The sequence below is a fragment of the Nitrosomonas europaea genome (assembly GCF_900167395.1).
GTDB classification, from domain to species: Bacteria; Pseudomonadota; Gammaproteobacteria; order Burkholderiales; family Nitrosomonadaceae; genus Nitrosomonas; species Nitrosomonas europaea.
In genome coordinates, this window is sequence record NZ_FUWK01000039.1 from 1 (window position 1) to 25,529 (window position 25,529).

Below are 25,529 nucleotides of genomic sequence, written 5' to 3' on the forward strand. Positions count from 1 at the left end.
GGGCGCTCACTTCCTCTTTTCTTATCCCGAACTCAGGTTACCGATACGGATCAGCCACTGCATACTTCCTTATCCGACCGGGAATACCAGACGTTATGTCTGATTGCCGCCGGCAAGGGATTGACCGAGATTTCAGAGGAAATGTGCCTGAGCCCGAAAACCGTCAGCGTCTATCGTACCCGGCTGCTGGAAAAACTCAAGCTTACCAACAACAGTGAACTAATCCGCTACGCCATCATGCACCATCTGGTCGATTGACCGTTTTTCTGTATCCCGCAGTTGATTATTTTTTGAATGAAGCGGTTATTCCTTTGCCGTCTGTATCACCAGAACCTTATCCTCACAAGCCGCACAACCCAAAATCTATCTCCGCAGTGCACTACACCTACTCTGGGCAATCGGGATCAGGATCTGATTTCATCTGGCAGGCAGCTATTTCCCGCGCATGAACATTTTGTCCAGTTCAGCCAGGCTGATTTCAAACCACGTCGGCCGACCGTGGTTGCACTGATCTGAACGTTCGGTTACTTCCATTTTGCGCAGCAGTTCATTCATTTCGATCAGCGTCAGTGGACGATTGGCACGAACGGCGCCATGGCAAGCCATGGTTGCCAGTAATTCGTTGCGGCGGGCAGCAAGTAACTGGCCGGGATCTCCGTTTCTGATTTCATCCAGCACATTACACACCAGCTTTTCCGTATCAGCATCCTGCAGAATAGCTGGCACCGCACGCACGGCCAGTGTAGTGGCCGTCAATACGGTCACTTCGAAACCCAGTTGCTGCAACAGCGACTGATTCTCCTCGGCCGTGGCAATATCGAGGCTATCCGCGTGAAATGTCACCGGAATCAGCAACCGTTGTGCGGACAGCGTCTGCTCATCCATCTGCAACTTCAATTGTTCGTAGACGATGCGTTCATGTGCCGCGTGCATATCCACGATCACCAGCCCTTTCCAGTTCTGCGCCAGAATATAAACACCATGAAGCTGTCCCAGGGCAAAACCCAGCGGAGGCAGTGCCGGATGCTCATTGCTCTCCCCTGCTCCGGTTTGACGAAATGGGTTCTGCGTGGCAGTGGAATCAGATTCGCTACCGGATAAAACCTGATAAAAATTGAAAGGCTGCGCAATCATTTCCGACGGAAGCCCTGTTTGTCTGGGGTAGTTCAGCATCGGCGCGGCAGGTACACGCTTTTCAGCAGGCGGCACTATGTCATCTGCCATGAGCTGTGATGATGACTGCGATAATTCCGTACCGGAACGGGGTAAGGACAGTGCCTTGCTGACACCATGGTAGATAAACTGATGTATTGCCCGTGCTTCACGAAAACGGATCTCGGTTTTGGTCGGATGTACGTTGACATCCACCTGTTCAGGATCGATGTCCAGATACAGCACGAAAGCAGCATGACGATCCAGGTGCAGTACATCACGGTAAGCTTCGCGCAGGGCATGGGTAATCAGCTTGTCGCGCACGAAGCGCCCGTTGACAAAAAAATACTGCATGTCACGCGCAGCGCGTGAATACGCCGGCAACGCCAGCATACCCTGTAGCCCGATGCCAGCTGATCGTTCGTCGATCCATGCCGCCGACCGGGTAAATTCCTCACCAAGCACAGTTTTTATGCGAACAGCAGCTTCTGCCGATTGCCAGTGGCCGCGCAGATTTCCGTTGTGCCGCAACGTGAAGGCAATACCGGCATGGGACAGCGCCATCCTGCGGATGATTTCCTCACAGTGGGCAAATTCCGTGGCTTCGGTTTTGAGAAATTTGCGCCGGGCAGGAAGATTGAAAAACAGATCCCGGACTTCAACTGTAGTACCCGCCGCGTGTGATGAGGGTTCCGGTTGCATGACCCGTATGCCTTCGCTGCGTATCTGCCAGGCATGCTTTCCGCCCGGCTGGTGGCTGATGAGCAATAAATTCGAAACCGATGCAATGCTGGCCAGCCCTTCTCCCCGGAATCCCAGACTGGTGATTCTGTACAAATCCTCCTGACTGGCAATTTTGCTGGTTGCATGGCGTGTCAGGGCAAGAGGCAGCTCTTCTCCTGATATACCCCCACCGTTATCGGTCACACGAATCAGTTTCAACCCACCCTGGGCGATGTTGACCGATATGTCAGTCGTACCCGCATCAATGGCATTCTCCAGTAACTCTTTCAATACTGAAGCCGGACGTTCGATGACTTCTCCCGCGGCTATCTGACTGATCAATCCATCGGGAAGTAATTTGATTGGTCTCATTTGGGAATCGGGAGCGGGGTAATGGAAACCTGCAAAGGAACTAACCGAATCAGCATTATACCGGCTTCAAGTTATGGTACGCTTTAGGCTGAGCAGGTGGGAGAGTGTGTGGTATTTGACTGATACCGGCAGGTTATCGCAAAAAATAGCACTATCCCGGAAATTTGGCTCGATTGCAGTAATAATGAATTTCAAGAACAAAATATTTAAGACCATCATGACACAAGACGAGCAGAAACGGGCAGTGGCACAAGCAGCCCTGCAGTATGTGCCGACAGGTGAAATCATCGGCATCGGAACAGGATCGACCGCCAATCTTTTTATTGATGAGCTGGCTAAGATCAAACACAGGATTGAAGGCGCCGTGGCAAGCTCCGAGGTTACTGCAAACCGTCTGAAGCAACACGGCATCGAGGTTCTGGATCTCAATTCCGTCGGCGAACTCCCGGTGTATATCGATGGTGCAGATGAAATCACCCGGAATATGCACATGATCAAAGGAGGCGGTGGTGCGCTGACACGTGAAAAAATCGTAGCGGCTGTTGCACGTAAATTCATCTGTATTGCTGACCAGAGCAAGCTGGTCAAGGTACTGGGAAAATTTCCACTGCCAGTAGAAGTCATCCCGATGGCACGCAGCTATGTCGCCCGGGAAATCACATTACTGGGTGGACAACCGGCCTGGCGTCAGGGATTTACTACCGACAACGGCAATATCATTCTCGATGTCCATAACCTGAATATCATGAATCCGGTTGAACTGGAAACTGCCCTCAACCAGATTGCAGGGGTGGTGACGAACGGTCTGTTTGCCAGACGAGCGGCCAACGTGCTGCTGATGGGTACCGACCAGGGAGTGGAGACCATTACAGTATAGATACAAGGCTGATTGCTCTACCTCATTCTGGCAGGGTAATCAGCCCGTCAATCGCAGCATCCCCGGCACGGCGCTCTGCCTGTCATCAGATCATCATCATTGACGTATAAAATTACGCGATTATCTCTTTCCAGGATGCACAACATGGTCAATAAAGAACATTTCTCAAAAAAATTCGACGCTGATCTCGAGGAAATCCGCACCCGTGTCCTGCAAATGGGCGGGCTGGTCGAGGAACAGATCAAGAATGCGATCGAGGCACTGACTGAGGGCAATGAGCACATGATCGAACAGGTGATCGACAATGATCATCGCGTCAATGCCATGGAAGTGAAAATCGACGAACTCTGCTCCCAGATTATCGTGCGCAGGCAGCCGACCGCCATCGATCTGCGCATGATTATGACCGTCATCAACACTATTACTGATCTGGAAAGAATCGGTGATGAAGCAGCGAAAATCGCCCGTATGGCAAAACTGATTTACGCAGCGGATCGCATGTATACGCCGCGTTTCGTCGAAATACGGCATATTGCGGCCATTGCCATGGACATGTTGCGCAAGGCGCTGGATGCCTTCGCCCGGGTGGATCCGAACGCATCGGCAGAAATCGTTCGCCAGGATGAACAGGTGGATGAGGAATTCCGCTCGATCATACGGCATCTGGTCACGTTCATGATGGAAGATCCGCGCAAAATTTCAACCGCGATCGAGATACTGTTTGCAGCCAAAGCTGTCGAGCGTATCGGCGATCATGCCAAAAACATGTCGGAGTATGTGGTCTACATGGTCAAGGGCAAAGATGTTCGCCATGTATCGGCAGATGAAATCGAGCGTGAAGTAGGCAAGTAAACAGTCTGGGGAAAACCGGAAATTATGCATGAATACTCTACGCTGGCAGCGGTCGATCTGGGCTCCAACAGCTTTCACCTGCAGGTTGCCAGAATAGCGGAAAAGCAGCTTTATCTGCTGGACAGTCTGAAGGAAATGGTACAGCTCGCAGCGGGACTGTCCGATGATCAGATTCTGGATGAAGCATCACAGAATCGTGCACTGGCCTGTCTGGAGCGATTCGGTCAGCGCTTGCGCGGATTTCCGCATCATGCAGTCAGAGTGGTGGGAACGAACTCGCTGCGTGTCGCCAGGAATGCTGCGGATTTTCTCCGTAAAGCCGAAAATGCCCTTGGTTTCCCGATCGAGATCATTGCCGGACATGAAGAAGCACGGCTGATTTATCTTGGCGTCGTGCACAGTCTGCCGATCTCTGATAACCACCTGCTCGTAGTCGATATCGGTGGGGGATCAACCGAGCTGATCATTGGTAACCGACTGAAATCCAACAAACTGGAAAGCCTTCCCGTAGGCTGTATCAATCACAGTCTGCACTTTTTTCCTGACGGAAAAATTACCAAAGGATCACTGAAACAGGCTGAGCTGGCAGCACGCACTGAAATACAGGCCATTGCAGCCGAATTTTCCTCATCCCACTGGCAAAAAGCTTACGGCTCTTCCGGAACTGCACGTGCACTGGCCCATATCCTCACATTGAACGGCTATAACAATGGCAACAACGAGGAAGTCATCACGCTTGCAGGACTGGAAAAATTGCGTGAATTCCTGCTCAAAACCGGTGATATCAAAAAGCTGGAAATCACGGGATTGAATCCTGCCCGTAAAGCGATCATCGCGGGCGGATTTGCCATCATGTCAGCCGTTTTCACGGAACTGAATATCGACCACATGGCGATTGCCACCGGCGCACTACGCGAAGGCGTGCTCTACGATATGCTGGGGCGCTTCCACAAGGAAGACACACGTGAAATATCTGTACAGGAATTCATGCAGCGCTACCGGGTGGATCCGGTACAAGCGGCCCGTATCGAATCACTCGCGGTTACGCTCGGCAAACAGCTCCTCGCCGACCATCCTGATACGGAAAAAGTGGAAGATGCACTGAAACTGCTCTCCTGGGCGGCACGTTTACATGAAATCGGCATTTCAGTAGCTCATACCGGTTACCACAAGCACTCCGCTTATATTCTCGACAATGCCGATATCCCCGGTTTTTCCAAAATGGAGCAGTCCCAGTTGAGCCAGCTGGTACTTTCGCATCACGGTTCACTTGTCAAAACCCGGGACTTCCTCAGCCAGCCCGTCAACTTTGCCCGCTCGATCGCCTTGCGTATCGCCACTATTTTTTACCGCAGCCGCACGCATATCAATCTCCCGGACATGACACTCTCCATGAACGGGAAACGCTGCACGCTGCTTATCCCGCAAGCGTGGCTCGAACGCAACCCGCTGACCGGCACACTGCTGAATAATGAAACCGAGACGTGGGCTAAAGTGGATATCGATTTTCGTATCGAGAACCGGGTGGATGGTCGTCGCACCAAATCCGGCGCGGCCTAAGGAATCTCTGGTCAGGCTCTCCATGAGCCGCATTGCAGGCAAAATCGTGATGATCGATCAGAGGTTCCCTAAGACCTATCGCTGCCAGCATTCGGCAACAACCCCATCTGAACCCCTGACACCCGTCTGGGTCAGCGTCAGTGTCCCGCAGGCATCCCCTGCCATGGAACCTTCCGGAACAGCTTCCAGCGTGTAGGTATTGCGGGTAAGTGTATCTGCAGAAAACTGGACAGTATATCTTGCAGTACCCGTTCTGGGTGACTGCGAAACTGGCAGCACAAAATTTTCGTAGTTGTTGGCTTCGGTATAATTTCGTTCGAGTAATTGCGCCATTTCCAGCAGGATACCCCTGGCCTCAGCTCGATTGGCACGGCGTACATGTTCCTGATAAGACGGATAGGCAATGGCCGCCAGAATCCCGACAATCGCCACGACCACCATCACTTCGATCAGCGTAAATCCACTATTTCCCGTATATGTCCGAGTCCTGCTCATTTAACTGAACCTCCTGCTCACTGTAGCTGTTTCCAGGACCGGCGTGGCGGCGGAGCACCGTTGCTGATCGTTACCTTCTCAACTGCCCCGGTCGTCGTAGCTGCAATCAGGTGCGTCAGACTGCCGGCACTGATAGCTACCGATTCACTGCGAATTCCGTCTGACCCCACTGCGGCAATCACCCGATCATTATTGTTCAGCTTGCCGTCACCATTGGTATCGAACTGTGGTTTGGGCATCATTCCGCCAGTTTCAGCGTCCAGCAGCATCAGCCAGTTGCGCCCGCCTGCTTCACATGGATCGATGGAAGGAATCAACGTGGTGAAAATAATGCGCCCGAAATTCAGCATGGGCATGATGACTGAACGCTCACCCTGCTGTGTCCCTTCCGGTGACTGTAGCAGATCGATATACCAGCCGCGTTTGGTCGACCAGTCGACTGAATGATCGGATACAGTACGCTCAAAAGGCGGGATGACTGTTTCAGCAGTAATGGTTTGTTGCTGCAGCACACTGCGATTTGTTTCTGCAATCGGGCTGCCTTTGTCCCAGATCCCATACAGGCTTTGCACCTTCTTGTCGGTTTTATCACTTTCAGCGACAAACTGACCGGTACCAAAGAAAATCATATACCCCCCCTGTTTGTGGTAACCCACTTCCAGTGGCGAAGTAATCGGTTGCGCCTGATTGCTGGCATTTCTGGCAGTAAAGAGCGGCACACTGGCACTGCCAGATTTATATGCTACATCCCATTGGGTAGAATCGGATTGTGATAGATCAAACTTCCACACATTTCCCCGCAAATCACCCGCATAAACAACATCGATAATCTTGTCACCGTTGGTATCCACCAGTGCCGGGGTAGAAAGACCGTTACTCGTACTGGCATTGGTCGGAATTTTTTTGATCAGCGCTCCCGTCTGCAGGTCGACGATGAACAGCCAAGCCCGATCGCTGTTACCGTTATAGCCATTACCGATGATCGCTGCCCAGGAACCATCATTCAACCGTGCAATTTTTGCCTGGCCATGCACATAACCCAAATCAGCATCGGTAAATTCCCACAGAACATCCGGTTCGGAAAAATTGACCGGATCAGTAATATCCAGCGCAAATACACTTTTACCGCCTCCTCCCAGCGTTCCCAGCAACACTGTTTTCCAGGCAGGTGTCGCACCCATGTAGGCGTCGCCGACATAAGCATTGCCATCGACAAAATAACGGTGGGTATAGCTGGAAGCAGTCAGACGGTTCAGCCCGGAGTAAACGGCTGCCGGAACGTAAGCAAACAACTCCACACCCGTCTCAGCATTAAACGCATGCAGCATGCCATCATTTGCCCCGGTATAAACCACCGGGGTACGACTGTTGTTCGATTGTCTGTAACTATGATAGGACGCCTGCCCCGGCGTTGCAGCCGGCAGGGAATCGTAGCTGAAATCCAGCGATTTGATATACAGCAGATCCGAGTTGACAATATCGCCCAGCACCCCGTTATTACGGTTGCGGAAACTCCCTCCCTGACTGATTTCACCACTTTTATCGCCCCGCAGCCATCCGATGCGGGCCATCCCCTGCCCGTCGTTTTTATCCAGCGCCGCCTGCTGTGCTGTGGAAAGCGAGGAAAAATTAGCGACAGTGAATGCCAGACCATTCGTCCCGTTATGCGTAAAAATCGACCGATCGGCATGCGCCGGCAACTGCTCAGAAGCTTCCCACTGCAATTCACCCAGCGATGCATCGGATTCCAGGTTGAATGCCAGCAGTTGTCCGCTCCAGTCGGCACTATTGAATTTCGCCTGATAAATCTGCGCACCGGTATTGAGCCGACTGGTATTAGTCGTCACTGCCGCAGCAGAACTGACTCTGGCGGTGATATTAGTCAGCGCATTCGTAAGCCCGGCAGCAAAAGTGGCCGGATCCTGCGCACTGAAAAACTCACCCCGGCTGTTGACCGCAGCATGCCAAAGATCATCGATCTTTGCAGAATCACTACTCGTCGGATTCGGCCAGCCTGTCGGTCCACCCGGACTGCCTGGCAGACTGGTCAGTGACCCTTGAACGCCCAGTCCGACGGTGAAATTCACCATATGTTGCCAGAACGCCGGATCTTTAGCATTGGTCGGTACCTTATTGGCTAGATTAGAACGCAGATCATTCTTCCAGTAATGCATCGCCACATCAGCCAGCGTATCACTGCGGTTATCAGAATAAGGCAACACCGGCTTGTACTGGTAAGTTGCAGGGGCTGCATTGGGAAAATGATTGATGATTACACTCCCGTCCGCACCATCCGAGTTGCCGATCCCGGGAGAGTCCGTACCATCCCAATAACCATCGGTCATCAGAATATGGTAGTTCTGCCGGCAAACCGGTTGAGTACCACCAGTTTGTCCTGGTGTGTCACTCCACGGCCCCTGGTCATCCGAACGTTTGAGATATTCACCGACATCTTTTATAGCGTTGCGCAGTGGTGTGCCCTGCTGCGGAATAGTATGTTTATATAGCTGATCGAAAAAATTTGTACGGTCTGTTCCGGAAAACTGCCGGACACCGGTGATAAGTGTTGCTGTCGATTTCCCGTCAATTGTACTGCTTCCCTTATTGATCGCTCCAAATCCAATTCGCATATTGCCGCCCTGTGCCGCGAAAGCACGGCCGACACCGGCACGTGCTAACAGGACACGAGAGCGGTAATAGGTATACCAGTTGGCAAAATTCTGGATTTCCTCGTCGTAGGTACAAGCCGATGAATTAGCACAATCAGTCCGGTTCTCTCCCCCATTAAAAGGAGCATTTTCCGGCTTGATCTCGATCTGATCGTAACTACTGGCTGAATTGATGTTTCCGCTCCCCTTGTAATGGAAATAGACAGCCGGGTAGAAAGTTCGGGATTCCGTTTTTAAAGTATTGTTACTTTGGAGCCAGCCTGCACTTTGTGAATTGTTTACGGTCAAGTTACGGCAGTCTTTGGCAGGATCATTTTTATTGGGAATAAGCCATGGATTATGGGGTGCACAAGTAATCTTAGCATCAATCATCAATGACCCGTCTGCTTTACTCCACGGCAGATAGCGCACAGTCGGATCGTAGTAAATTGTATTGACATGACTGGAACGTAATTTAGCCGTATAGCCATTATTTGCATCAAAACCAACCACATAGTTACTGTAAGTACTTCCACCATAAGTGCCCTCTCTGACAGGATAAACAAAACGCACATCTCCTGTATTTGAGTTTGAATTTGTACTCGGAATCAGATCATCCGGCATAATCTCGAACTGCATCGAACCGGAATCATCCAGTGTAAAGATGATGTTGGGATCGACCGCGGTCGTCAAAAACAGTGGCACATCGGATAATGACAGCGCTGCTTCAGTGCGTATCGGCACGAGAATGAATAATGCCATGAGCAGCCGGATTCCCATCGCGGTACGAATGGTTTTCATATTGATTCCTTTCCTATCGGCGGTAAGTACTCTGTAACAAAATGGCAGCTGTTTCTGTGCCACCCGTTCCTCGTGCCACGATACGAAACATATTTGCGTTGAGCGATGTACCGGATTGCTGCGCACTTCCTCCATCCCCCATCAGCGGAACGCTGGGAAGCTGTTCGATAAAATAGCGCGGCTGACTGGCTACACCATCCATAGCAACAACATCTATCTCTCTGCTGTCACCAGCATTCCACTTCATTTCTGCGACAGGATCCGGCGTTGTGGTACACAAAAAAGATTCATCTATATCCTCATCTACTGCTTCATCAGAACATGCATGATGATACAACCCGTTTTTACCATTGAATTCCGGAAGAGTAACTTGCTCAAGGAAGCGCTCTCCCGAGCGCAAGGCTGCCTCTGCTGCCTGGAAAGCCAGCATTTCATCACGCAGGTTACCAGCCATTCTTTCTTCCAGCAGCGTGCCCTGCATAGCTGTCGTCCCGAGCAGCATCAGGATGACCAGAAAGATCAGACCGGTCACCAACACAGCACCCCGCTGTCTGGCGATGACATAACCATCGTTGCGAATGCCAGTGGTATGAAGTAATCCGGTAGAAGGGGTGATGAAAGTGCCGGATCGCTGCGCTGCTGCACAGCTCGCGATGATGGTGGATTGTTGAGTTACAAAGCCAGTCGCGTGCATACGCTGCAATAGCAATTTACTTGTCTTTGTCAGCTGACTTGTCATCGCGAGACTCTTTAGATCGTGGCGAACCAGAAGTGTTGGAGAAAGCAATCGAGATACCCAAGTGCAAAAATGCCGGCGCACTCTGTTCTCGATCGCGGCTAAAGGACTGCAGCGCAGCTCGTGATGTTTGGTGCGCGGCGCGAGGGCAGCGAGCTCGGGCATGGTCTGCAATGACTTTCCCGGATCATTGTGAAGAAACCGGATTTTAACCGTGAGTGAAACGTGGCGGGCAGCCGGTGCAGCAGCCCGCTGAGGCTTAAAAAACTGATCTTCTTTGCTGCTGAAATCTGCTGAAAAATTAGCATCCATATTTCTCGTTCTGCAAAAGGATAGTCAAGGGGCGCGGTTGCGCAGCGCAATTACGGTGGAATATGTCTGGCGCAATCGTCGATCAGTGGGGGTCACAGTGGCACCGTTGAAGGTATAGGTCTGCGACTGGCTGGTGATGCCATCTTCCACCGACTGCACCAGCAGATCGATGCGCACGCTGACAACATTTTCCCAATTCGTTACCTCATCTGCCTTGTGATAAATATCTATAGTCTTATCCCCATCGGTGTCTACGCCATACTGAATTTGCATATTTTCAATCCCTTCCACCAGCTCTTCGGCAGGCTGGCTGCCTCTTTTCCAGTACAGCGAAGGAATACCAGCAGAATTTTCTCGAATGTAATAGGATCGGGTGCTGATTCGCATCACTTCTCCACCTGTAAATGACCTACCCAGTACTGTCGAAGCATTTGATCCGGCCGATCCGCCAGGATTATCTGCGTGTGCAATGTTTTTTTGCCCGGATACATCACTGACGCTCGTTGCTTTAAAAATAGCAGCGCCCTGACAATTACTGACTAATACAGTGTTTCCAGCTGCAATATCGCTACCCGCTTCCACAACCAAATCAGCAGATTCAGATGCATGTGAAATCACTTTGGCGTAGTTACTCTCTACTCCTCTTAGCACAACGATATCCCGCCCCATATTTCCTCCCGTCAGCGGAGAAGTCACTTCAGATGGCAGAGCAGGTGCCCAGCTACTTGCACCTGCTGCCTCAAATCCTTCCAGAGGCTGATCAAACCTCCACAAAAAATCAGTATTGCCATTGAGCACATTGGTTATTGCAACGCCATCACCAATACATCCCCGATACCCTGCCATACGGATATCACGTGATAAAAGCTGAAAGGCGTAACGTGCATTTTCCTGCATTCTTGCCAGTGCTTCATTGACACGGTAGGTGTTCTGACTGGAAGACAATACCGTTACCACTCCGCCCAGCAGCACCAGTCCAATGGTCATAGCAACCATCACCTCCACCAGGGTCATCCCCTGCTGATTTTGGCTGGATTTATGATTTATCTGCATACGTTCCATCGCCCTCACAGCCGGGTAGTCATGACAAACTGCTGAGCTGTCGCAGCACCGCGACTATCGTCCCACTGGATCAGAACGGTTACCTTGTTGTCTGCATCTACATCGATACTTCCCAAACCTTCCGGCAGTCGCAAGGCAAGCTCTTTCAGCCAGTTTTTTATATCCTCCGGAATCTCTGCTTCTGCTTCCACCTTTGTTTCTGTTTCGGAAGCATCTTCTTCTGATAATGAATGGTTATAGCCCCCCGCTCCCGCTACTACCCGGTTGGCACGCATGCTATCCAGTATGTTGTACGCCATCATGGAAGCAGTTGAACGGAAGCTGGCGCTATGATTGCTTTTTAATCCGGCAGTTTGCAGCCCCGCCATCCCCAGCAATCCGATCGACAGAATGATGATTGATACCAGTACCTCGATCATGCTGACGCCTGCTTGGGTATAGATAAATGCAGAACGCCGATAAATATTCAACATGGCGATACCCTCTCCACACTTGGCCGGCCAGCATTATTCACAATGACATTACGCCCGCTGGCCTGGTTACACAGACGAAACGTGTCATTAGGCAGGCCGGTATTACCTTGACTACGGCCATTGGGCAGATAAGAAACCCAGTTGGCAAAATTCCCTCCTGCCCCCAATGTACTGCCATTCAATCCCGGAAAAACCCGCAACACTTCGTCTCCTCCATCAACCATGCCTGCCGTACCCGCATCACTGAAAATCAGCCAGCCATCCTGCCAGCTACTTCCATTGGTACAGGATGCACCATCCGAACTTTTACAGATCGTTACCCTCATCCCCCGTTTCACCGCTTCGGAGCGGGCATAATGCAGCGAAGTCATCAGCTCGTTCGCCTGCGTGGTCAGGCGCGATTCCCTCATCAGTGACTGATAGCTCGGCACAGCCATGGCAAGCAAAATGGAAGCAATACTGATGGTGAGCATCAGTTCGATCATGGTGAAACCTTTGCTGACAGCTTCAGTCATCCCTGTTTCCATAAATAAAGCCGGTTCTTGAAAGGTAATGGCAGAAACTAGCCTGGCACCTCTATTTTTCCCGGATGTACTACGGGCCAACGGCTGTAATCCACGAGAACTTTAGTTTTTATGAATGACCGGCCGGTCAGGAGCAAAACAGAAAACGAAGGCAGAAGATGGACATGGCCGGTTGAAGAACCCCGAAAAAACAGGAACTTTCAACCGGCCATCAAGAGAAGAAAATTACAGTCAGAATACAAAATTACTGCCGGCAGTACATTTTTACAGCTACCGGCGTCGGGTCAAATCAGTTTCCAGGTTCAGTGATCATGATCCGATTTCACTGCTTTCAATTTCCCGATCTGTTCGGGAGTCAATATGCTGCGAACGGCTTTGCGCTCATCGATATGGTACTTGACCATTTCATTGAAGCTGTCGATATGCGCCTGCCCCAGTTTACGCAACGTTTCATCGTCGGTAGCTGGTTCGCCAACAGCTTTGCGGAATGCTTTCATGCTTTCCATCATTTTTTGTTTGATACGCTCATGCGCCTGCTTGTCCTCTTTCAGATGAAAACGCACGATTTTTCCGAGCTGCTCATCGGAAAGACCCAATGCTTCAGCCTGCATGGCAACACTGTGGGCGTAGCTGGGTGGATGCCCATGATGCTCCATATCTCCCTTTCCGTGTCCGCCATGACCCGAGTGACCACCCCCTCCCCCGTGCCTGCCTTTTCCTTCTCCCTGACCTCCCTGTCCGTGCCCGGCATGGCCTGAGCCACCCGAATGTCCCTGGCCTGCACTGCCACCCTGATGCCCCTGATGCTGATGCGCATCAGCCAGGATAAGGTAACTGGCTGTTCCTTGCCGGATCGATGTATCAGTGACTGGGGAAACGGCTGTTGCCGTGGTAGCGGGAATGGCAAACAAGGCACCGATGAGGATGGATAGGCCGGTCGATCTGATATTCATGTCATTTCTCCTGTTGTAGAAATCCTGCAAAACACGCTGGACAACCTGTTTTTATACAAAGTTATGAAACCGGGAAAATTTCTCGGCATAATCCGTTTTCCATTATCCTGTGACTGGCATTGTTCTGTTCTGCCCCTATCTGCGGGATAATTCTGACATGATATCCGAAAACACAATCGAAGAACGCCTGCAAGCATTGCGTGCAGCCATTGCGTTACATGACTTCCATTACTATGTTCAGGATGCACCGGTCATTCCGGATGCAGAATACGATGCACTCTTCCGCACGCTGCAACAACTGGAACAGCAGTATCCGCACCTGGTCACGCCGGATTCCCCGACACAGCGGGTAGGCGCTCCACCGTTAAAGGTATTTGCACAGCTCACCCATCAGACCCCCATGCTGTCGCTGGCCAATGCCTTCTCTGAAGAAGAAGTGACTGCATTTGATCGACGTATCCGCGAAGCGCTGAACATAGACAGAGTCGATTATGCTGTCGAGCCCAAATTCGATGGGCTGGCTATCAGCCTGATTTACGCGAACGGTATCCTGACAAAAGGTGCCACCCGGGGAGATGGTTATACCGGAGAAGATATCACGCTGAATTTACGCACGATTCCGTCGATCCCCCTGCGACTGCAAGTGCCATTCCCGACCGGCCAGTTCGAGGTACGCGGCGAAGTAGTCATGCTGAAAACGGATTTCGAGCGCCTCAATGAACAACAGCGAAAGAACGGTGAAAAAACTTTCGTCAATCCGCGTAATGCTGCTGCCGGTTCGCTGCGCCAGCTCGATTCCCGCATCACCGCCATGCGCAGACTGACTTTTTTTGCCTATGGCATTGGTGCTTACCATGAAGATCAGCCGATTTTTTCGACACACAGCGAAATTCTGGCTTATCTTGCTACACAGCAATTTCTGGTAGCACGACAAAGCAGCACAGTGATGGGTGCAAACGGGCTATTGGCCTATTACCGTGAAATGAATGCTGTGCGCTTATCTCTGCCCTATGAAATCGATGGCGTGGTGTACAAAGTCAACGATCTGGCGCAACAGGAAAAGCTGGGATATGTCTCGCGCGCCCCTCGCTTTGCCATTGCACATAAATTTCCAGCACAGGAAGTCAGCACTGAACTGCTGGCGATCGAAATCCAGGTGGGGAGAACCGGTGCCCTGACTCCGGTAGCACGCCTCGCCCCGGTATTCGTGGGAGGTGTAACGGTCACCAATGCCACTCTGCATAACGAGGACGAAGTGCAGCGCAAGCAGATCATGATCGGTGATACCGTCATCGTACGGCGGGCGGGCGATGTCATTCCGGAAGTGGTTGCCGTGATAGTGGAACGGCGGCCCACCCACGCTCAAGCATTCGTCATGCCGGACCATTGTCCGGTATGCGGATCAAAAGCCGTTCGTCTGCCAGATGAGGCAGTTACTCGTTGCACCGGGGGGTTATATTGTCCGGCGCAGCGCAAGCAGGCAATTCTGCATTTTGCTTCCCGCCGCGCCATCGATATCGACGGGTTGGGAGAAAAACTGGTTGATCAGTTGATCGATCGCGAGCTGGTTCATACACCTGCCGATCTGTACAGACTGGATATCGATACGCTGGCCGGCCTGGAACGCATGGCCGGGAAATCTGCCCGTAATCTGGTTACAGCCATTGAGGACAGTAAAAAAACCACGCTGCCACGCTTCATCTATGCACTGGGTATCCGCCATGTCGGAGAAGCAACCGCGAAAGCACTTGCCAGCCACACAGGCGATCTCGATCGTCTGATGGATATGAATGCCGAACAGTTGCAACAGATTCCGGACATCGGCCCGATCGTTGCGCAAAGCATCGCAGATTTTTTCTCTGAGGCCCATAACCGGGAAGTAATCGAACAACTGCTGAGTTGCGGGCTGCAATGGGAGAAACCCAGCCATATTGCTCAACCATCATCGCGGACGAACCTGGCTGTTCCCGGCAAAACTTTCGTTCTGACCGGAACTTTACCGACCATGACGCGCGATCAGGCCAAAAACAGAATCGAACAACAGGGCGGCAAGGTAACCGGCAGTGTTTCATCCGCCACCAGTTACGTCGTCGCCGGATCAGACCCCGGCAGCAAATATGCCAGAGCCATCGAACTGGGCATCCCGGTTCTGGATGAAGATCAGCTGCTGTCGCTGCTGCGGGATACTTCTTCCAGTGAATGATGGCAGGGCGAGTGACCGGTGCCTGTGGCTGCTGAATTCCTCTGTACGCTGATTACGTGCATATTATCCCGTTCTATATAATGAAGCGGTGCAGAGGTACTGGATCTAACGGCATTCTGCAGTAAACGAATAATTTCTAATATAAAAATCAATATGCTTGCAATCATCGGTGGCAGAAGTATGAATAAACTTGCCGGTCTGGAAGTCACACATCGCCAGGTCATGAGAACACCTTACGGCGAACCTTCCGGTGCATTGATTTTTGGCACGATCGGTACACGGGAAATCGTTTTCCTGTCCAGACATGGCCACGGTCTTACCATTCCCCCTCATGCAGTCAACTATCGAGCCAACATCTGGGTCTTGAGCACACTGAAAATCAAAACGATCATTGCTGTTGCTTCAGTTGGCGGTATTCGCAAAGACATGGGGCCCGGAAAAATTGTCGTTCCTGATCAGATCATCGATTACACCCACAGCCGGGAAGCCACTTTCCATGGCCGTTCCAATGGCACGATCATCCATACTGATTTCACGCAGCCCTACTGTTCGCAGACGCGGACAAGCCTGCTGCAGGCAGCCCGGGATGCGGGTGAATCAGTCATCGATGGCGGTGTCTACGCTGCCACCCAAGGCCCCCGATTCGAGACTGCTGCCGAAATCAATCGCCTGGAGCGAGATGGTGCAGATTTAGTAGGGATGACAGGTATGCCGGAAGCTATCCTTGCCAGAGAGCTGGGCATTTCCTATGCGACCATTGCTGCTGTTGCCAATCATGCAGCCGGGCGCGGAGAAAGCATACAAGCCATTCCGCTGCAGGCTGCCCATCTCGCGCTGGAGAATGCGATGGGAAGCGTCCGGAATATACTGGAACACCTGGTGAGGAACTACGATGATTAAACCTGTACTGAAAATGGGCGATCCATGCCTGCTGCAACCTGCACGCCGTGTTGATCAGTTTGGCACACCGGAGCTCGAAGCATTGCTGCAGGATATGCAGGATACGATGGCTGCACTCAACGGTGCCGGCCTGGCTGCCCCGCAGATCGGAGTAAGCCTGCAAGTGGTCATATTCGGGGTTGAGCACTCTCCGCGCTATCCGGATGCTGAAAGTGTACCGTTTACCGTGCTGATCAACCCCGTACTCACACCGCTGACCGAACAGATGGAAGAAGACTGGGAAGGTTGTTTGAGTATTCCGGGAATGCGCGGGCTGGTTCCTCGCTATACCCGCTTGCGTTATCAGGGCGTGGACGCAGCCGGCGCTTCCATCGACAGAACCGTCACAGGATTTCATGCGCGTGTGGTACAACACGAGTGCGATCATCTGAACGGAATACTCTATCCCATGCGGATCAACGATTTACGCAAATTCGGCTATACCGACACACTGTTCCCGGGCCAGACAATCGCAGATGACTGAGTCATCACACATGCCTGCGCGATTAATACGGTTTGACCACAACCAGTATGATGATCGCAAACAGTGCCAGCACCGGCAATTCATTGAACCAGCGGTAGTACACATGGCCGTGCCGGTTGCGGTCGTTTCTGAAGTCGATCAGCAACTTCCCGCAATAGAGGTGGTAGGCAACCAGTAACACGACCAGGGCCAGCTTGGTATGCAGCCACCCCCCGGAAAAACCGTAGCCCAGCCACAACCATGTACCAAAAATGATTGTCAGCAATCCGCCGGGAGTCATAATGCCGTAATAGAGCTTACGCTCCATCACCTTGAACCGGTCTATGCCTGCCTGGTCCGTACACATGGCATGATAGACAAACAGCCGGGGCAAATAAAACAACCCGGCAAACCAGGTCACCATGGAAATGATATGTAATGATTTTATCCAGAGCATAGTGAGATATCGGGTCTTGTAATCAAAAAAATTTCAAACAACCGGCACAATTACACAATCCTTGAGAACCGCTGGCAGGTATTGCTAATCCATTTGAAGATTTTCACTGGCGTGTGATTATGATTTCGGCAATTATAGCGGACTGCTTGTCCGATTCCTTCCTCCGAGAACATTGGGATATTGGGCATGTCAGATGAGATGGATCATTCAGACCCAGTTCTTTCAGGTGTAATCAGATAAGCAGGGGATCAATTGCATAAGCCATCTGTTCACGATTTTTCCCAACCTGATACAGGTAACCAGGCCGTTCCCGTTTACCTGGTTGCAGGTTATTTATTCTTCGTTATTTATGGCAGCCTGGTTCCGTTTTCCTGGAATGGACTGGCATTCGATACCGCGTGGGAAAATTTTCAGCACATCCCGCTTCTGGAGCTTGGAGTAGCCAGCCGTGCTGACCTGGTTGCCAATTTACTGCTCTACATTCCTCTTGGTTTGCTTACCTGCGGCTTATTCACCGGGCGGAGTCGCGACCCGCTGGTACTGGCAACAGGTATCGTCCTATCACTGCTGTTCTCCACAGTTATTGCACTAGCTGTGGAATTCACTCAGCAATTCTTCAGCCCGCGTACCGTTTCGTTGAACGATCTTTATGCCGAGTTCGCCGGAGCTCTGTCAGGGGCTTTATTATGGCCCTTGATTGGCATGCGCCTCCAGAAAATTACACTGGATATACTCCATGGCGGCAAAAATGCACGGCATGCCGCTCTGCTGACCTATACACTGGTCTATCTGATACTGAGTTTTTTTCCTTACGATTTACTGCTGTCATACGATGAATGGCAGCAGAAACTGACTTCCGGACAAATGGGATGGTTATTTGCACCCTCCTGCGGCAACAGTTGCACATGGAAACTGATCCCGGAAGCACTCCTGGTCGCTCCACTGGCAATATTTCTGTTTCAGCCATTACAGCGGACATCACTCATATTAGCCGCGACGACTGGAATCATGCTGGGTGTACTCATCGAAGGTCTGCAACTGACGATTGTATCCGGTATCAGTCAGGGTGCATCAATCATCTCCCGCATGGCGGGTATGATGCTCGGCACTGCCCTGATACAGATATCGCCCAGGGTGAATTGGTACTGGTTGCACCCGTATATACGTCCCCTGCTGCTGTTAGGGCTGATACCCTATCTGGGCGTTCTCGTCCTTATAAATTACCGACTCTCCGGTAATTGGCTCGGACTGACTGAAGGGATAGAGAGGCTGAAAGAAATACACTTCCTTCCTTTTTACTACCACTACTTTACAACGGAGCTGGTAGCACTAATGAGTCTGTTGCTTCAGGCTGGTGCTTATCTACCTGTTGGTATCGGTTTCTGGCTCTGGCACCGGACGAAACTATCATTCAACTCGCAACACTACTGTATTTCACATCCAGGCGTTACTGCAGGCATATTGTCCTGTGTAATTGAAGCGGGAAAACTCTTCTCACCTGATACACACCCCGATCCAACCAATGTTCTGATAGCAGCAGTATCTGCATCACTGGCCTGCTATCTGCTCAATTTACTGTTTCCAGTAAAATCAGAAGTCAGCCCAAACAATGGCAAATTAAACATCCCTCAAACAACTGACTCCGATCACAAAGTCATATCAGGTAGTAATGGTAAAGCTGCTGACCAGATCAATGATCCGGAAAAGATAACCAGCCAACATAACCGGCAATCTCCTCCACCGACATTCTCTGCGACACTTTCTCGAACAGAAACCAGTGCATTTACCGGTGCGTCAGAACAACAGCCTCCCCCCTCTCGTCGCCCGGGTTGGCCGGCCATCGCAGGAACGATTGCACTTCTTCTTGCAGGAATTGCTGCCATCACAAGCCCGCTGGGTGCGCTATGGGTCTCGTTTCCCCTCATCATTTACTCTGCGCTGCTTTGGTGGCGACCCGATTTATGGCTGGTCTGGGTACTTGCATTCCTGCCTCTGCTGGATCTGACACCATGGAGCGGCCGACTGTACTGGACAGAGTATGACACTTTGTTACTGGCTACAGCAGGTATCGGCTATCTCCGTTTATGTTTCCATCCTTATACACAACCCATCCTGCGCCGTCCGGCAGCTCTGGCACTGGCGCTGTTTGTCATTTCGACAGCCATCAGCCTCGGAATTGCCTTATTCCCTCTAAGTCCGCTCGATCAGAATGCGTTTACAAGCTACTACAGTTCCTATAACGGACTGCGTTCGGTAAAGGGCATTTTATTCGCATTACTCTTCATTCCTTTACTGACACGTGAGTGGAATGCACCTGAAACAGCCGCACGACGACTGGCACTTGGAATGTCACTGGGGTTTGCTGCAGAAATTCTGTATGTGCTTTGGGAAAGGATAACTTTCCCGGGTCTGTTCAATTTCGAAACTGATTACCGCATTACGGGTTCTTTCCACGGTATGCATACCGGTGGAGCATATATCGAGGGATTTTTAGTGCTGGCCGCGCCATTTACAGTGCTCTGGGCCTGGCAGCAACGCAATACATTAATAACATTACTAACTATCGGATTATATTGTCTGGGTGCCTACTGCGTCATGGTGACTTTCTCCCGCGGGGGTCAGATTGCGTTCGGACTGGTAACAGTATTGCTGGCAACCGGTTTTTCAGGTTTTGTTCTACGCAGACGAACACGTATTTTCTCCAGCATCAGTATTACAATCCTGATTACAGTGCTGGCAGGAACAATCGCCTGGCCGATACTCAGCGGCCCGTACAGTCAGTCACGTTTTGCGACAGTCGAGAAAGATGTCGTAACACGTGCAGATCACTGGCAGGATTCAATCGATATCGCACTGGTGCGAGGCAGCCCTGTTTTCGGAATGGGCTCAGGCTCGTTTCCTTACGCCTTCTTCTGGTACTCGAGCGTACCCGCACGACCTTCAACCTATACATTTGCCACAGAAGACAAAAATACCTATTTGCAGCTGGGCAGCGGGGAAACGTTATATTTTGAACAACCCGTAGCCGTTGAGCCCGGACAGCGTTATATGCTTACGATGAATCTGCGCAGTCAGGCGCCCAATGCCGCAATCACAGCACCTGTTTGCGAAAAGGCCCTGCTGTATTCATTCAGATGCTTCTGGCTCTCATTGAGACTCGATAAAGTACCGCCCGGAAAATGGGGCTATTACGAAGCTGCAATTTCTACCAGTGAATTCAATACGGAGAACAGCCGGGTCAGACGCCCGGCAAAACTTTCTCTGTATAACGGACAGCCCGACACTACTGTCGACGTCGATAACATTTCTCTGAAGGATGCAGAAGGTAATGATCTGGTTCTCAACGGCGATTTCTCCGATGGAATGTCGCACTGGTTTTTTTCTACCGACAGCCATCTTCCCTGGCATATCAAAAATCTTTTTTTACACATCTTCTTCGAACAGGGCTGGTTTGGCCTCGCCTGCTTTATCGTATTGACAGGCTACCTGCTGACACGCGGGTTGATACGTACATGGCACAATGACGTACTCCACCTGGTTTTATGCATATCATTGGGAGCGTTCCTCGCCATTGGCATTGTCGATAGTCTGATCGATGAACCCCGGCTTGCTTTTTTGTTTTACCTGCTGATGATTACCGGGTCGATCTCCGATACACACCCGCTACCTCTTCTTTCTGGCAACCGTACCCGAAATACTGCATGACAAATCTTGATAAAGTGTTCCCCAACGAGAGATGTGTTGGTATAATTGCCGCCTTCGGGTCGTTAGCTCAGCCGGTAGAGCAGCGGACTTTTAATCCGTTGGTCGCGCGTTCGAATCGCGCACGGCCTACCAGATACAGGCACTTGGTCATATACTGATCAAGTGCCTTTTTTATTTCTTAGATTTTTAAGGCGTTTGGATCAGATCCGGACCATACTTCACACTGGTTGTGACGCGATCGAACCCGTCAGCAGAGAGAACCACTTTTCCTCCACTCATGTTTCTTGTTGATTTCATTATTCATATTGATAGCCATCTGCAGGAACTCGTCTCGGAATACGGTGTATGGGTGAATGGCATTCTTTTTCTAATCGTATTCTGCGAAACCGGGCTGGTCGTATTTCCTTTTCTGCCTGGAGATTCCTTGCTGTTTGCTGCAGGCTCACTGGCATCCTTGCAGGGATCGCAGCTCGACCCTCATTTCCTGTTCGTCGGACTGACGCTGGCGGGTATTCTGGGAGACAGCGTCAATTACTGGGTGGGTAAGAAATTCGGAATAACCATTTTTACTTCAGGAAAATTCCGTTTCCTGAAACAGGAACATCTGGATAAGACTCACGCTTTTTACCTCAAATATGGCGGTAAAACTATCATCATCGCCCGCTTCATCCCCATCATCCGTACTTTTGCCCCGTTTGTCGCAGGTATTGGGACGATGCCTTATCGCAAATTCATTGCCTATAACGTCATCGGCGCTGTTCTGTGGGTCGGCATATTCGTTTATGCCGGATTTTATTTCGGGCAACTGCCGCTGATACAAAAAAATTTCAAACTCGTCATTCTTGCAATCATCATTTTATCGATCACTCCTCCGCTCATCGAATATCTCAGACACCGTTTCGGGAAAAACAGGCCAGGCGTGAGTTGATCTGCTTTATTCGGACATATCAGATTGACATAAATCTTACGCCACTACCCGCTGCCGATTAGGATTTCTCAGCAGGGAGGGCAAAATGATGAGTGTACAGATCAGGGTAAACGCCAGTCCGACCGTAAGCAGCGCCCCCATGCTGGCAGTACCTTTGTGCGATGAGAACATGAGGCTGGCAAAATCAACCAGAGCGGTCAGGGCACTGTAGAAAATAGCCCGTGCCGTGCTGGTATGGATCAGGATTTCATTCTCGACCCTGTTATCCATACTGCGGTGGACCATGTGCAAACTGCTGTCGATACCCAGGCCCAGCAAGAGCGGTAATGCGATGATATTGGCAAAATTGAACGGTATATCCAGCAGAACGGTAAAAACCCCGGTAAATATGCTGGATAACAACAACGGGATCAATACCAGTACAGTATATTTTATGCTGCGCAGCATAATCAGCAGCGCAACCACCACCCCCACCAGTGCCAGTGAAAATGCCTGAAAAAAAGCATCGATTACGGCATCACCTGCTTCCAGGCTGATCACCGGCATTCCCGTCGCCTGGGGAGCCACCTGCTGTACCGATCTGACGAAATGGCGCAGTAATCCGTTATCACCGATATCTTCCGACGGATACACGGCAATACGATACTCTCCTGTATGGCTGTGCCAGCGGCCGGCGATCGATTCCGGCAATTCCTGTTCGCTGAAAGGCACCGCCTCGATCAGATTGTATAAACGCTGAAGTGCGACCGATAGCGTGGAAAGCAGATCTTCCTCTAATGAACGCAACAATTTCTGCCTTTCACCCGCATCTGCTTTATCCAATCGGTCGAGTAATGATCTGACTGAATCTCTGAGCCCCCGTGCAGAAGCCGATACGGCCGAATCAGGGTGCTGGACCAGGTATCGATCCAACGCCGTATTCAGAGTAGTAAGCGCCTGTATCTGTTGGGGTATGGTATGTTCATGTGTCGCTGATCTGGTAACGGATAACCCGGGGCCCATGATCAGCGACATTTCTTCGATGACTGCCAGTTTCGCTTCCTGCTCTGATGGCACGAGATCCAGAATCGAAACCACCTTGCTTACCTCGGGCAGCTTGATCAAATTGTTCTGCAGCTGCTGAATCTCCTTGCGATCCTCAGTCAGCACAACTGCATACCACGGTGAATGATCGGGTGATGCCAGCAACTCACGAAAAGTTTGCACGGCCTCTCCTTTTGGATCCTGCATATTGAGCAGATTGTAATCAAATCTGATCTGTGGCCACAGTACGATGGCAAGCAACAGTAACAAACCAACCGAGATATGCGTCAGTTTCCGCCACTTGAGTGAAAATTCGAGCGCCTTGCCCAACGTTTTTCTACCGTTGGGTTCAACGGCTGATCTCCCTGACAAATACCGCAATAGTGCAGGCCCGATGATGAAGGTGACGATCAGGCTGATCAGCATGCCTGTGCCGGAAATGATGCCCAGTTCTGCCACTCCGCTGTAACTGGTTGGTATGAATGCGTAGAAACCAAGCGCATTTGCAACGGTGCAGGCAGTCAGGGCAACACCGGCCTCACCCCCAGCCTTGTATATCGCGTCGTTCGCGGATAGCCCATTCTCCAGCATTTCCCGGAAGCGAAGCAGGAAATGGATGGCAAAGTCCGCACCCAGGCCGATATATAACACCGCAAAAGCGATGGATATCACGTTCAGCTGGCCAATTGCAACCGTTGCAAAAGCGGCTGTCAGAATCAGGCCCACTCCCAGGCAGATCAGCACGGCAAGAGTCATGCCCACCGTATGCATGGCTGAGTAAAGTACCGCACCCACCATGATGAATGTGACTACCCCGGCGACTTCCATACCATCCAGCGAGCTCTTGAGCTCGTCATCCGCCAGTGCTACGTCTCCGGTAATACGCAGTTGGATCGGACCATCATCTGTCAAACCGATCTGTTCTGCTGCCGTACGCACTGCCAGTATGGGTTGCTTACCCGGAAGCAACTCCGAATAATCCGGCCTGGGTTTGACGATGATTATTTCCTGATAGCTGGTTTTTGCAGGCTCACCACGAAACAATGTTTGCCACGACAACGGTCGTGATTTCCCGGCGAGCCGTGCATCCATCGTTTCACTCACACCGTTGAAAACCGGCCCCAGTTCCAGGTACTGGCCTTTATTCAATTCATCAACCGCCTGCGTGAGCAGTCCAATAAAGGAATACAGTGTCGGATCACGGCTGATCTGTGCAATCAGTGGCTGTGCCTCAGCCAGATGATCTGCAATGTGATTGAGCTGTGGAATATCCTCGTAGAGCAGTCCGTTACGCCCAAAAAAATCATCCGTACCGGGCGCATAAACATCAGAAAAGTTTTTACTGTCTTTTTTTAGGGATACCACCAGACGGCTTGCAGTGGAATAGGCCTGTTCAGGAGTCGGTGCACTCAGCACCAGCAGCAGAATGCCTGAATCCTGCGGAAATGCTTTGTCGTACTTTACGCTGTTGATACGAAACGGCAAATGCTCGGAAAGCATATCCGTAGTATCGGTATTCATGCCCAAATTGCGTGCGGTATAAACCGCACTTGCCACGGTAAAAAGCAATGCAATCAGCAGAACCCAGGGAGCATAGCGGTAACTGAAGCTGGTACAAAACGCGAAAAGATTGTAAGTACAGTTATGTGAAAATTTCATTGTTCCCTGCTCTGGCTCCAGATCGTATATTGCATTTCAGATTTCTCATTACGGACAGTATTTTAGAGCAGTTGGGGTGAAAATACCGTCAGATCTCTGATGACTGCTGCACAGAACACGTGCAGGCAATACAGATAGAGAATAGTTGGCGCGAGAATACTCGGGAGATGCAGAATGAATCAGGTGTTCAATCTCGCTATGCACTGACAGTGGCATCAGTGCAGGGAATCCGGAAAAAATCCAGAATTCCCCGCATTTTTAAAGGCTGATCAGCTCCGGAAAACTAATCGTGAATTGTAGTAGTTCAGATTTGATCTGACAGCAGGTCTTGCCAAGAGGTGGGATTACCCGGTTTGATAGAGGTGCGAATCTTTATCAACCAAACGCGAAAGCGTAAAGGAGTAATCCCATGAGCAGTGTTCATCATAAAATCATTAAACACAAGATTGGCTTGCTTAATCTGGCAGCTGAGCTTGGCAATGTATCCCGTGCCTGTAAGGTGATGGGTTTTTCTCGCGATACTTTCTATCGCTATCAGGCAGCTGTGGAAACAGGAGGTGTTGAAGCTCTGATAGATGCAAACCGACGTAAGCCCAATATCAAGAACCGTGT

At 50.9% G+C, this 25,529-nt stretch carries 20 protein-coding genes and 1 tRNA gene; 11 read left to right on the forward strand and 10 right to left on the reverse strand.

Annotated features, from left to right (window positions below):
• Window positions 1-258, forward strand: a 258-nt coding sequence (locus B5D58_RS10910) for a response regulator transcription factor (RefSeq protein ID WP_143779579.1), incomplete at its 5' end; no start/stop codon positions are given.
• 174 nt (window positions 259-432) lie between these two features.
• On the opposite strand, the gene mutL is transcribed toward B5D58_RS10910, so the two are convergent.
• The gene (mutL, locus tag B5D58_RS10915) at window positions 433-2,247 is read right to left on the reverse strand and encodes a DNA mismatch repair endonuclease MutL (RefSeq protein ID WP_011112294.1); all 1,815 of its coding nucleotides are present in this window, start codon (window positions 2,245-2,247) and stop codon (window positions 433-435) included.
• A gap of 217 nt (window positions 2,248-2,464) precedes the next feature.
• Between mutL and rpiA the strand changes: the two genes are divergently transcribed.
• The 3 genes from rpiA (at window position 2,465) to ppx (ending at window position 5,536) form a co-directional block, all read left to right on the forward strand.
• On the forward strand, window positions 2,465-3,124 hold the full coding sequence (rpiA, locus tag B5D58_RS10920; protein WP_011112295.1) for a ribose-5-phosphate isomerase RpiA: 660 nt from the start codon (window positions 2,465-2,467) through the stop codon (window positions 3,122-3,124).
• A gap of 144 nt (window positions 3,125-3,268) precedes the next feature.
• Window positions 3,269-3,976 (forward strand): phosphate signaling complex protein PhoU, encoded by a 708-nt coding sequence (phoU, locus tag B5D58_RS10925; RefSeq protein ID WP_011112296.1) that lies wholly within the window; start codon window positions 3,269-3,271, stop codon window positions 3,974-3,976.
• A gap of 24 nt (window positions 3,977-4,000) precedes the next feature.
• Window positions 4,001-5,536 carry an exopolyphosphatase gene (gene ppx / locus B5D58_RS10930; protein ID WP_011112297.1) on the forward strand — a complete coding sequence of 512 codons (1,536 nt, stop codon included), beginning with the start codon at window positions 4,001-4,003 and terminating at the stop codon, window positions 5,534-5,536.
• A 75-nt stretch (window positions 5,537-5,611) separates the two neighbouring features.
• Here ppx and B5D58_RS14195 read toward each other — a convergent pair whose 3' ends face one another.
• The 7 genes from B5D58_RS14195 to B5D58_RS10970 form a co-directional block, all read right to left on the reverse strand.
• Window positions 5,612-6,031, reverse strand: a complete 420-nt coding sequence (locus B5D58_RS14195) for a type IV pilin protein (protein WP_011112298.1) — start codon at window positions 6,029-6,031, stop codon at window positions 5,612-5,614.
• A gap of 17 nt (window positions 6,032-6,048) precedes the next feature.
• Window positions 6,049-9,480 (reverse strand): pilus assembly protein, encoded by a 3,432-nt coding sequence (locus B5D58_RS10940; protein ID WP_011112299.1) that lies wholly within the window; start codon window positions 9,478-9,480, stop codon window positions 6,049-6,051.
• Between the two features lie 13 nt (window positions 9,481-9,493).
• On the reverse strand, window positions 9,494-10,528 hold the full coding sequence (locus B5D58_RS10945; protein WP_011112300.1) for a pilus assembly PilX family protein: 1,035 nt from the start codon (window positions 10,526-10,528) through the stop codon (window positions 9,494-9,496).
• A 24-nt stretch (window positions 10,529-10,552) separates the two neighbouring features.
• A complete protein-coding gene (locus B5D58_RS10950; protein WP_011112301.1) occupies window positions 10,553-11,581 on the reverse strand; it encodes a PilW family protein in 1,029 nt (342 codons plus the stop codon).
• A 14-nt stretch (window positions 11,582-11,595) separates the two neighbouring features.
• Window positions 11,596-12,063, reverse strand: coding sequence for a type IV pilus modification protein PilV (pilV, locus tag B5D58_RS10955; protein ID WP_011112302.1), 468 nt, complete (start codon window positions 12,061-12,063; stop codon window positions 11,596-11,598).
• The gene (locus B5D58_RS10960) at window positions 12,057-12,578 is read right to left on the reverse strand and encodes a GspH/FimT family pseudopilin (RefSeq protein ID WP_143023762.1); all 522 of its coding nucleotides are present in this window, start codon (window positions 12,576-12,578) and stop codon (window positions 12,057-12,059) included. Before B5D58_RS10960 ends, pilV begins: the two co-directional genes overlap by 7 nt.
• 311 nt (window positions 12,579-12,889) lie before the next feature.
• Window positions 12,890-13,540, reverse strand: coding sequence for a Spy/CpxP family protein refolding chaperone (locus tag B5D58_RS10970; protein ID WP_011112304.1), 651 nt, complete (start codon window positions 13,538-13,540; stop codon window positions 12,890-12,892).
• Between the two features lie 157 nt (window positions 13,541-13,697).
• Between B5D58_RS10970 and ligA the strand changes: the two genes are divergently transcribed.
• The 3 genes from ligA to def all read left to right on the forward strand — a co-directional run bounded on the left by ligA (window position 13,698) and on the right by def (window position 17,166).
• Window positions 13,698-15,743 (forward strand): NAD-dependent DNA ligase LigA, encoded by a 2,046-nt coding sequence (gene ligA, locus B5D58_RS10975; protein ID WP_011112305.1) that lies wholly within the window; start codon window positions 13,698-13,700, stop codon window positions 15,741-15,743.
• Window positions 15,744-15,896: 153 nt separating this feature from the next.
• Window positions 15,897-16,643 (forward strand): S-methyl-5'-thioinosine phosphorylase, encoded by a 747-nt coding sequence (locus B5D58_RS10980; protein WP_011112306.1) that lies wholly within the window; start codon window positions 15,897-15,899, stop codon window positions 16,641-16,643.
• On the forward strand, window positions 16,636-17,166 hold the full coding sequence (gene def, locus B5D58_RS10985) for a peptide deformylase (RefSeq protein WP_011112307.1): 531 nt from the start codon (window positions 16,636-16,638) through the stop codon (window positions 17,164-17,166). Before B5D58_RS10980 ends, def begins: the two co-directional genes overlap by 8 nt.
• Window positions 17,167-17,188: 22 nt before the next feature.
• Here def and hemJ read toward each other — a convergent pair whose 3' ends face one another.
• Window positions 17,189-17,602, reverse strand: a complete 414-nt coding sequence (hemJ, locus tag B5D58_RS10990) for a protoporphyrinogen oxidase HemJ (protein ID WP_011112308.1) — start codon at window positions 17,600-17,602, stop codon at window positions 17,189-17,191.
• A gap of 252 nt (window positions 17,603-17,854) precedes the next feature.
• Between hemJ and B5D58_RS10995 the strand changes: the two genes are divergently transcribed.
• The 3 genes from B5D58_RS10995 (at window position 17,855) to B5D58_RS11005 (ending at window position 22,235) form a co-directional block, all read left to right on the forward strand.
• Entirely contained in the window at window positions 17,855-21,307 is a 3,453-nt protein-coding gene (locus tag B5D58_RS10995) for an O-antigen ligase family protein (protein WP_011112309.1), read from the forward strand.
• A 56-nt stretch (window positions 21,308-21,363) separates the two neighbouring features.
• A tRNA-Lys gene (locus B5D58_RS11000) sits at window positions 21,364-21,439 on the forward strand.
• Window positions 21,440-21,584: 145 nt separating this feature from the next.
• Complete coding sequence (locus B5D58_RS11005; RefSeq protein ID WP_011112310.1) at window positions 21,585-22,235, forward strand: DedA family protein; 651 nt, start codon at window positions 21,585-21,587, stop codon at window positions 22,233-22,235.
• A 36-nt stretch (window positions 22,236-22,271) separates the two neighbouring features.
• On the opposite strand, the gene B5D58_RS11010 is transcribed toward B5D58_RS11005, so the two are convergent.
• A complete protein-coding gene (locus B5D58_RS11010; RefSeq protein WP_011112311.1) occupies window positions 22,272-24,917 on the reverse strand; it encodes an MMPL family transporter in 2,646 nt (881 codons plus the stop codon).
• Between the two features lie 409 nt (window positions 24,918-25,326).
• On the opposite strand from B5D58_RS11010, the gene B5D58_RS11015 reads away from it, so the two are divergent.
• Window positions 25,327-25,529, forward strand: a 203-nt coding sequence (locus tag B5D58_RS11015) for a helix-turn-helix domain-containing protein (RefSeq protein ID WP_143779558.1), incomplete at its 3' end; no start/stop codon positions are given.

Coding starts and splice junctions, on each gene's coding strand:
- ppx (WP_011112297.1), top strand. CDS start 4,001: ATGCATGAATACTCTACGCTGGCAGCGGTCGATCTGGGCTCCAACAGC.
- phoU (WP_011112296.1), top strand. CDS start 3,269: ATGGTCAATAAAGAACATTTCTCAAAAAAATTCGACGCTGATCTCGAG.
- B5D58_RS10970 (WP_011112304.1), bottom strand. CDS start 13,540: ATGAATATCAGATCGACCGGCCTATCCATCCTCATCGGTGCCTTGTTT.
- B5D58_RS10940 (WP_011112299.1), bottom strand. CDS start 9,480: ATGAAAACCATTCGTACCGCGATGGGAATCCGGCTGCTCATGGCATTA.
- rpiA (WP_011112295.1), top strand. CDS start 2,465: ATGACACAAGACGAGCAGAAACGGGCAGTGGCACAAGCAGCCCTGCAG.
- ligA (WP_011112305.1), top strand. CDS start 13,698: ATGATATCCGAAAACACAATCGAAGAACGCCTGCAAGCATTGCGTGCA.
- def (WP_011112307.1), top strand. CDS start 16,636: ATGATTAAACCTGTACTGAAAATGGGCGATCCATGCCTGCTGCAACCT.
- pilV (WP_011112302.1), bottom strand. CDS start 12,063: ATGTTGAATATTTATCGGCGTTCTGCATTTATCTATACCCAAGCAGGC.
- B5D58_RS10950 (WP_011112301.1), bottom strand. CDS start 11,581: ATGCAGATAAATCATAAATCCAGCCAAAATCAGCAGGGGATGACCCTG.
- B5D58_RS10960 (WP_143023762.1), bottom strand. CDS start 12,578: ATGACTGAAGCTGTCAGCAAAGGTTTCACCATGATCGAACTGATGCTC.
- B5D58_RS11010 (WP_011112311.1), bottom strand. CDS start 24,917: ATGAAATTTTCACATAACTGTACTTACAATCTTTTCGCGTTTTGTACC.
- mutL (WP_011112294.1), bottom strand. CDS start 2,247: ATGAGACCAATCAAATTACTTCCCGATGGATTGATCAGTCAGATAGCC.
- hemJ (WP_011112308.1), bottom strand. CDS start 17,602: ATGCTCTGGATAAAATCATTACATATCATTTCCATGGTGACCTGGTTT.
- B5D58_RS14195 (WP_011112298.1), bottom strand. CDS start 6,031: ATGAGCAGGACTCGGACATATACGGGAAATAGTGGATTTACGCTGATC.
- B5D58_RS10980 (WP_011112306.1), top strand. CDS start 15,897: ATGCTTGCAATCATCGGTGGCAGAAGTATGAATAAACTTGCCGGTCTG.
- B5D58_RS10945 (WP_011112300.1), bottom strand. CDS start 10,528: ATGGATGCTAATTTTTCAGCAGATTTCAGCAGCAAAGAAGATCAGTTT.
- B5D58_RS11005 (WP_011112310.1), top strand. CDS start 21,585: ATGTTTCTTGTTGATTTCATTATTCATATTGATAGCCATCTGCAGGAA.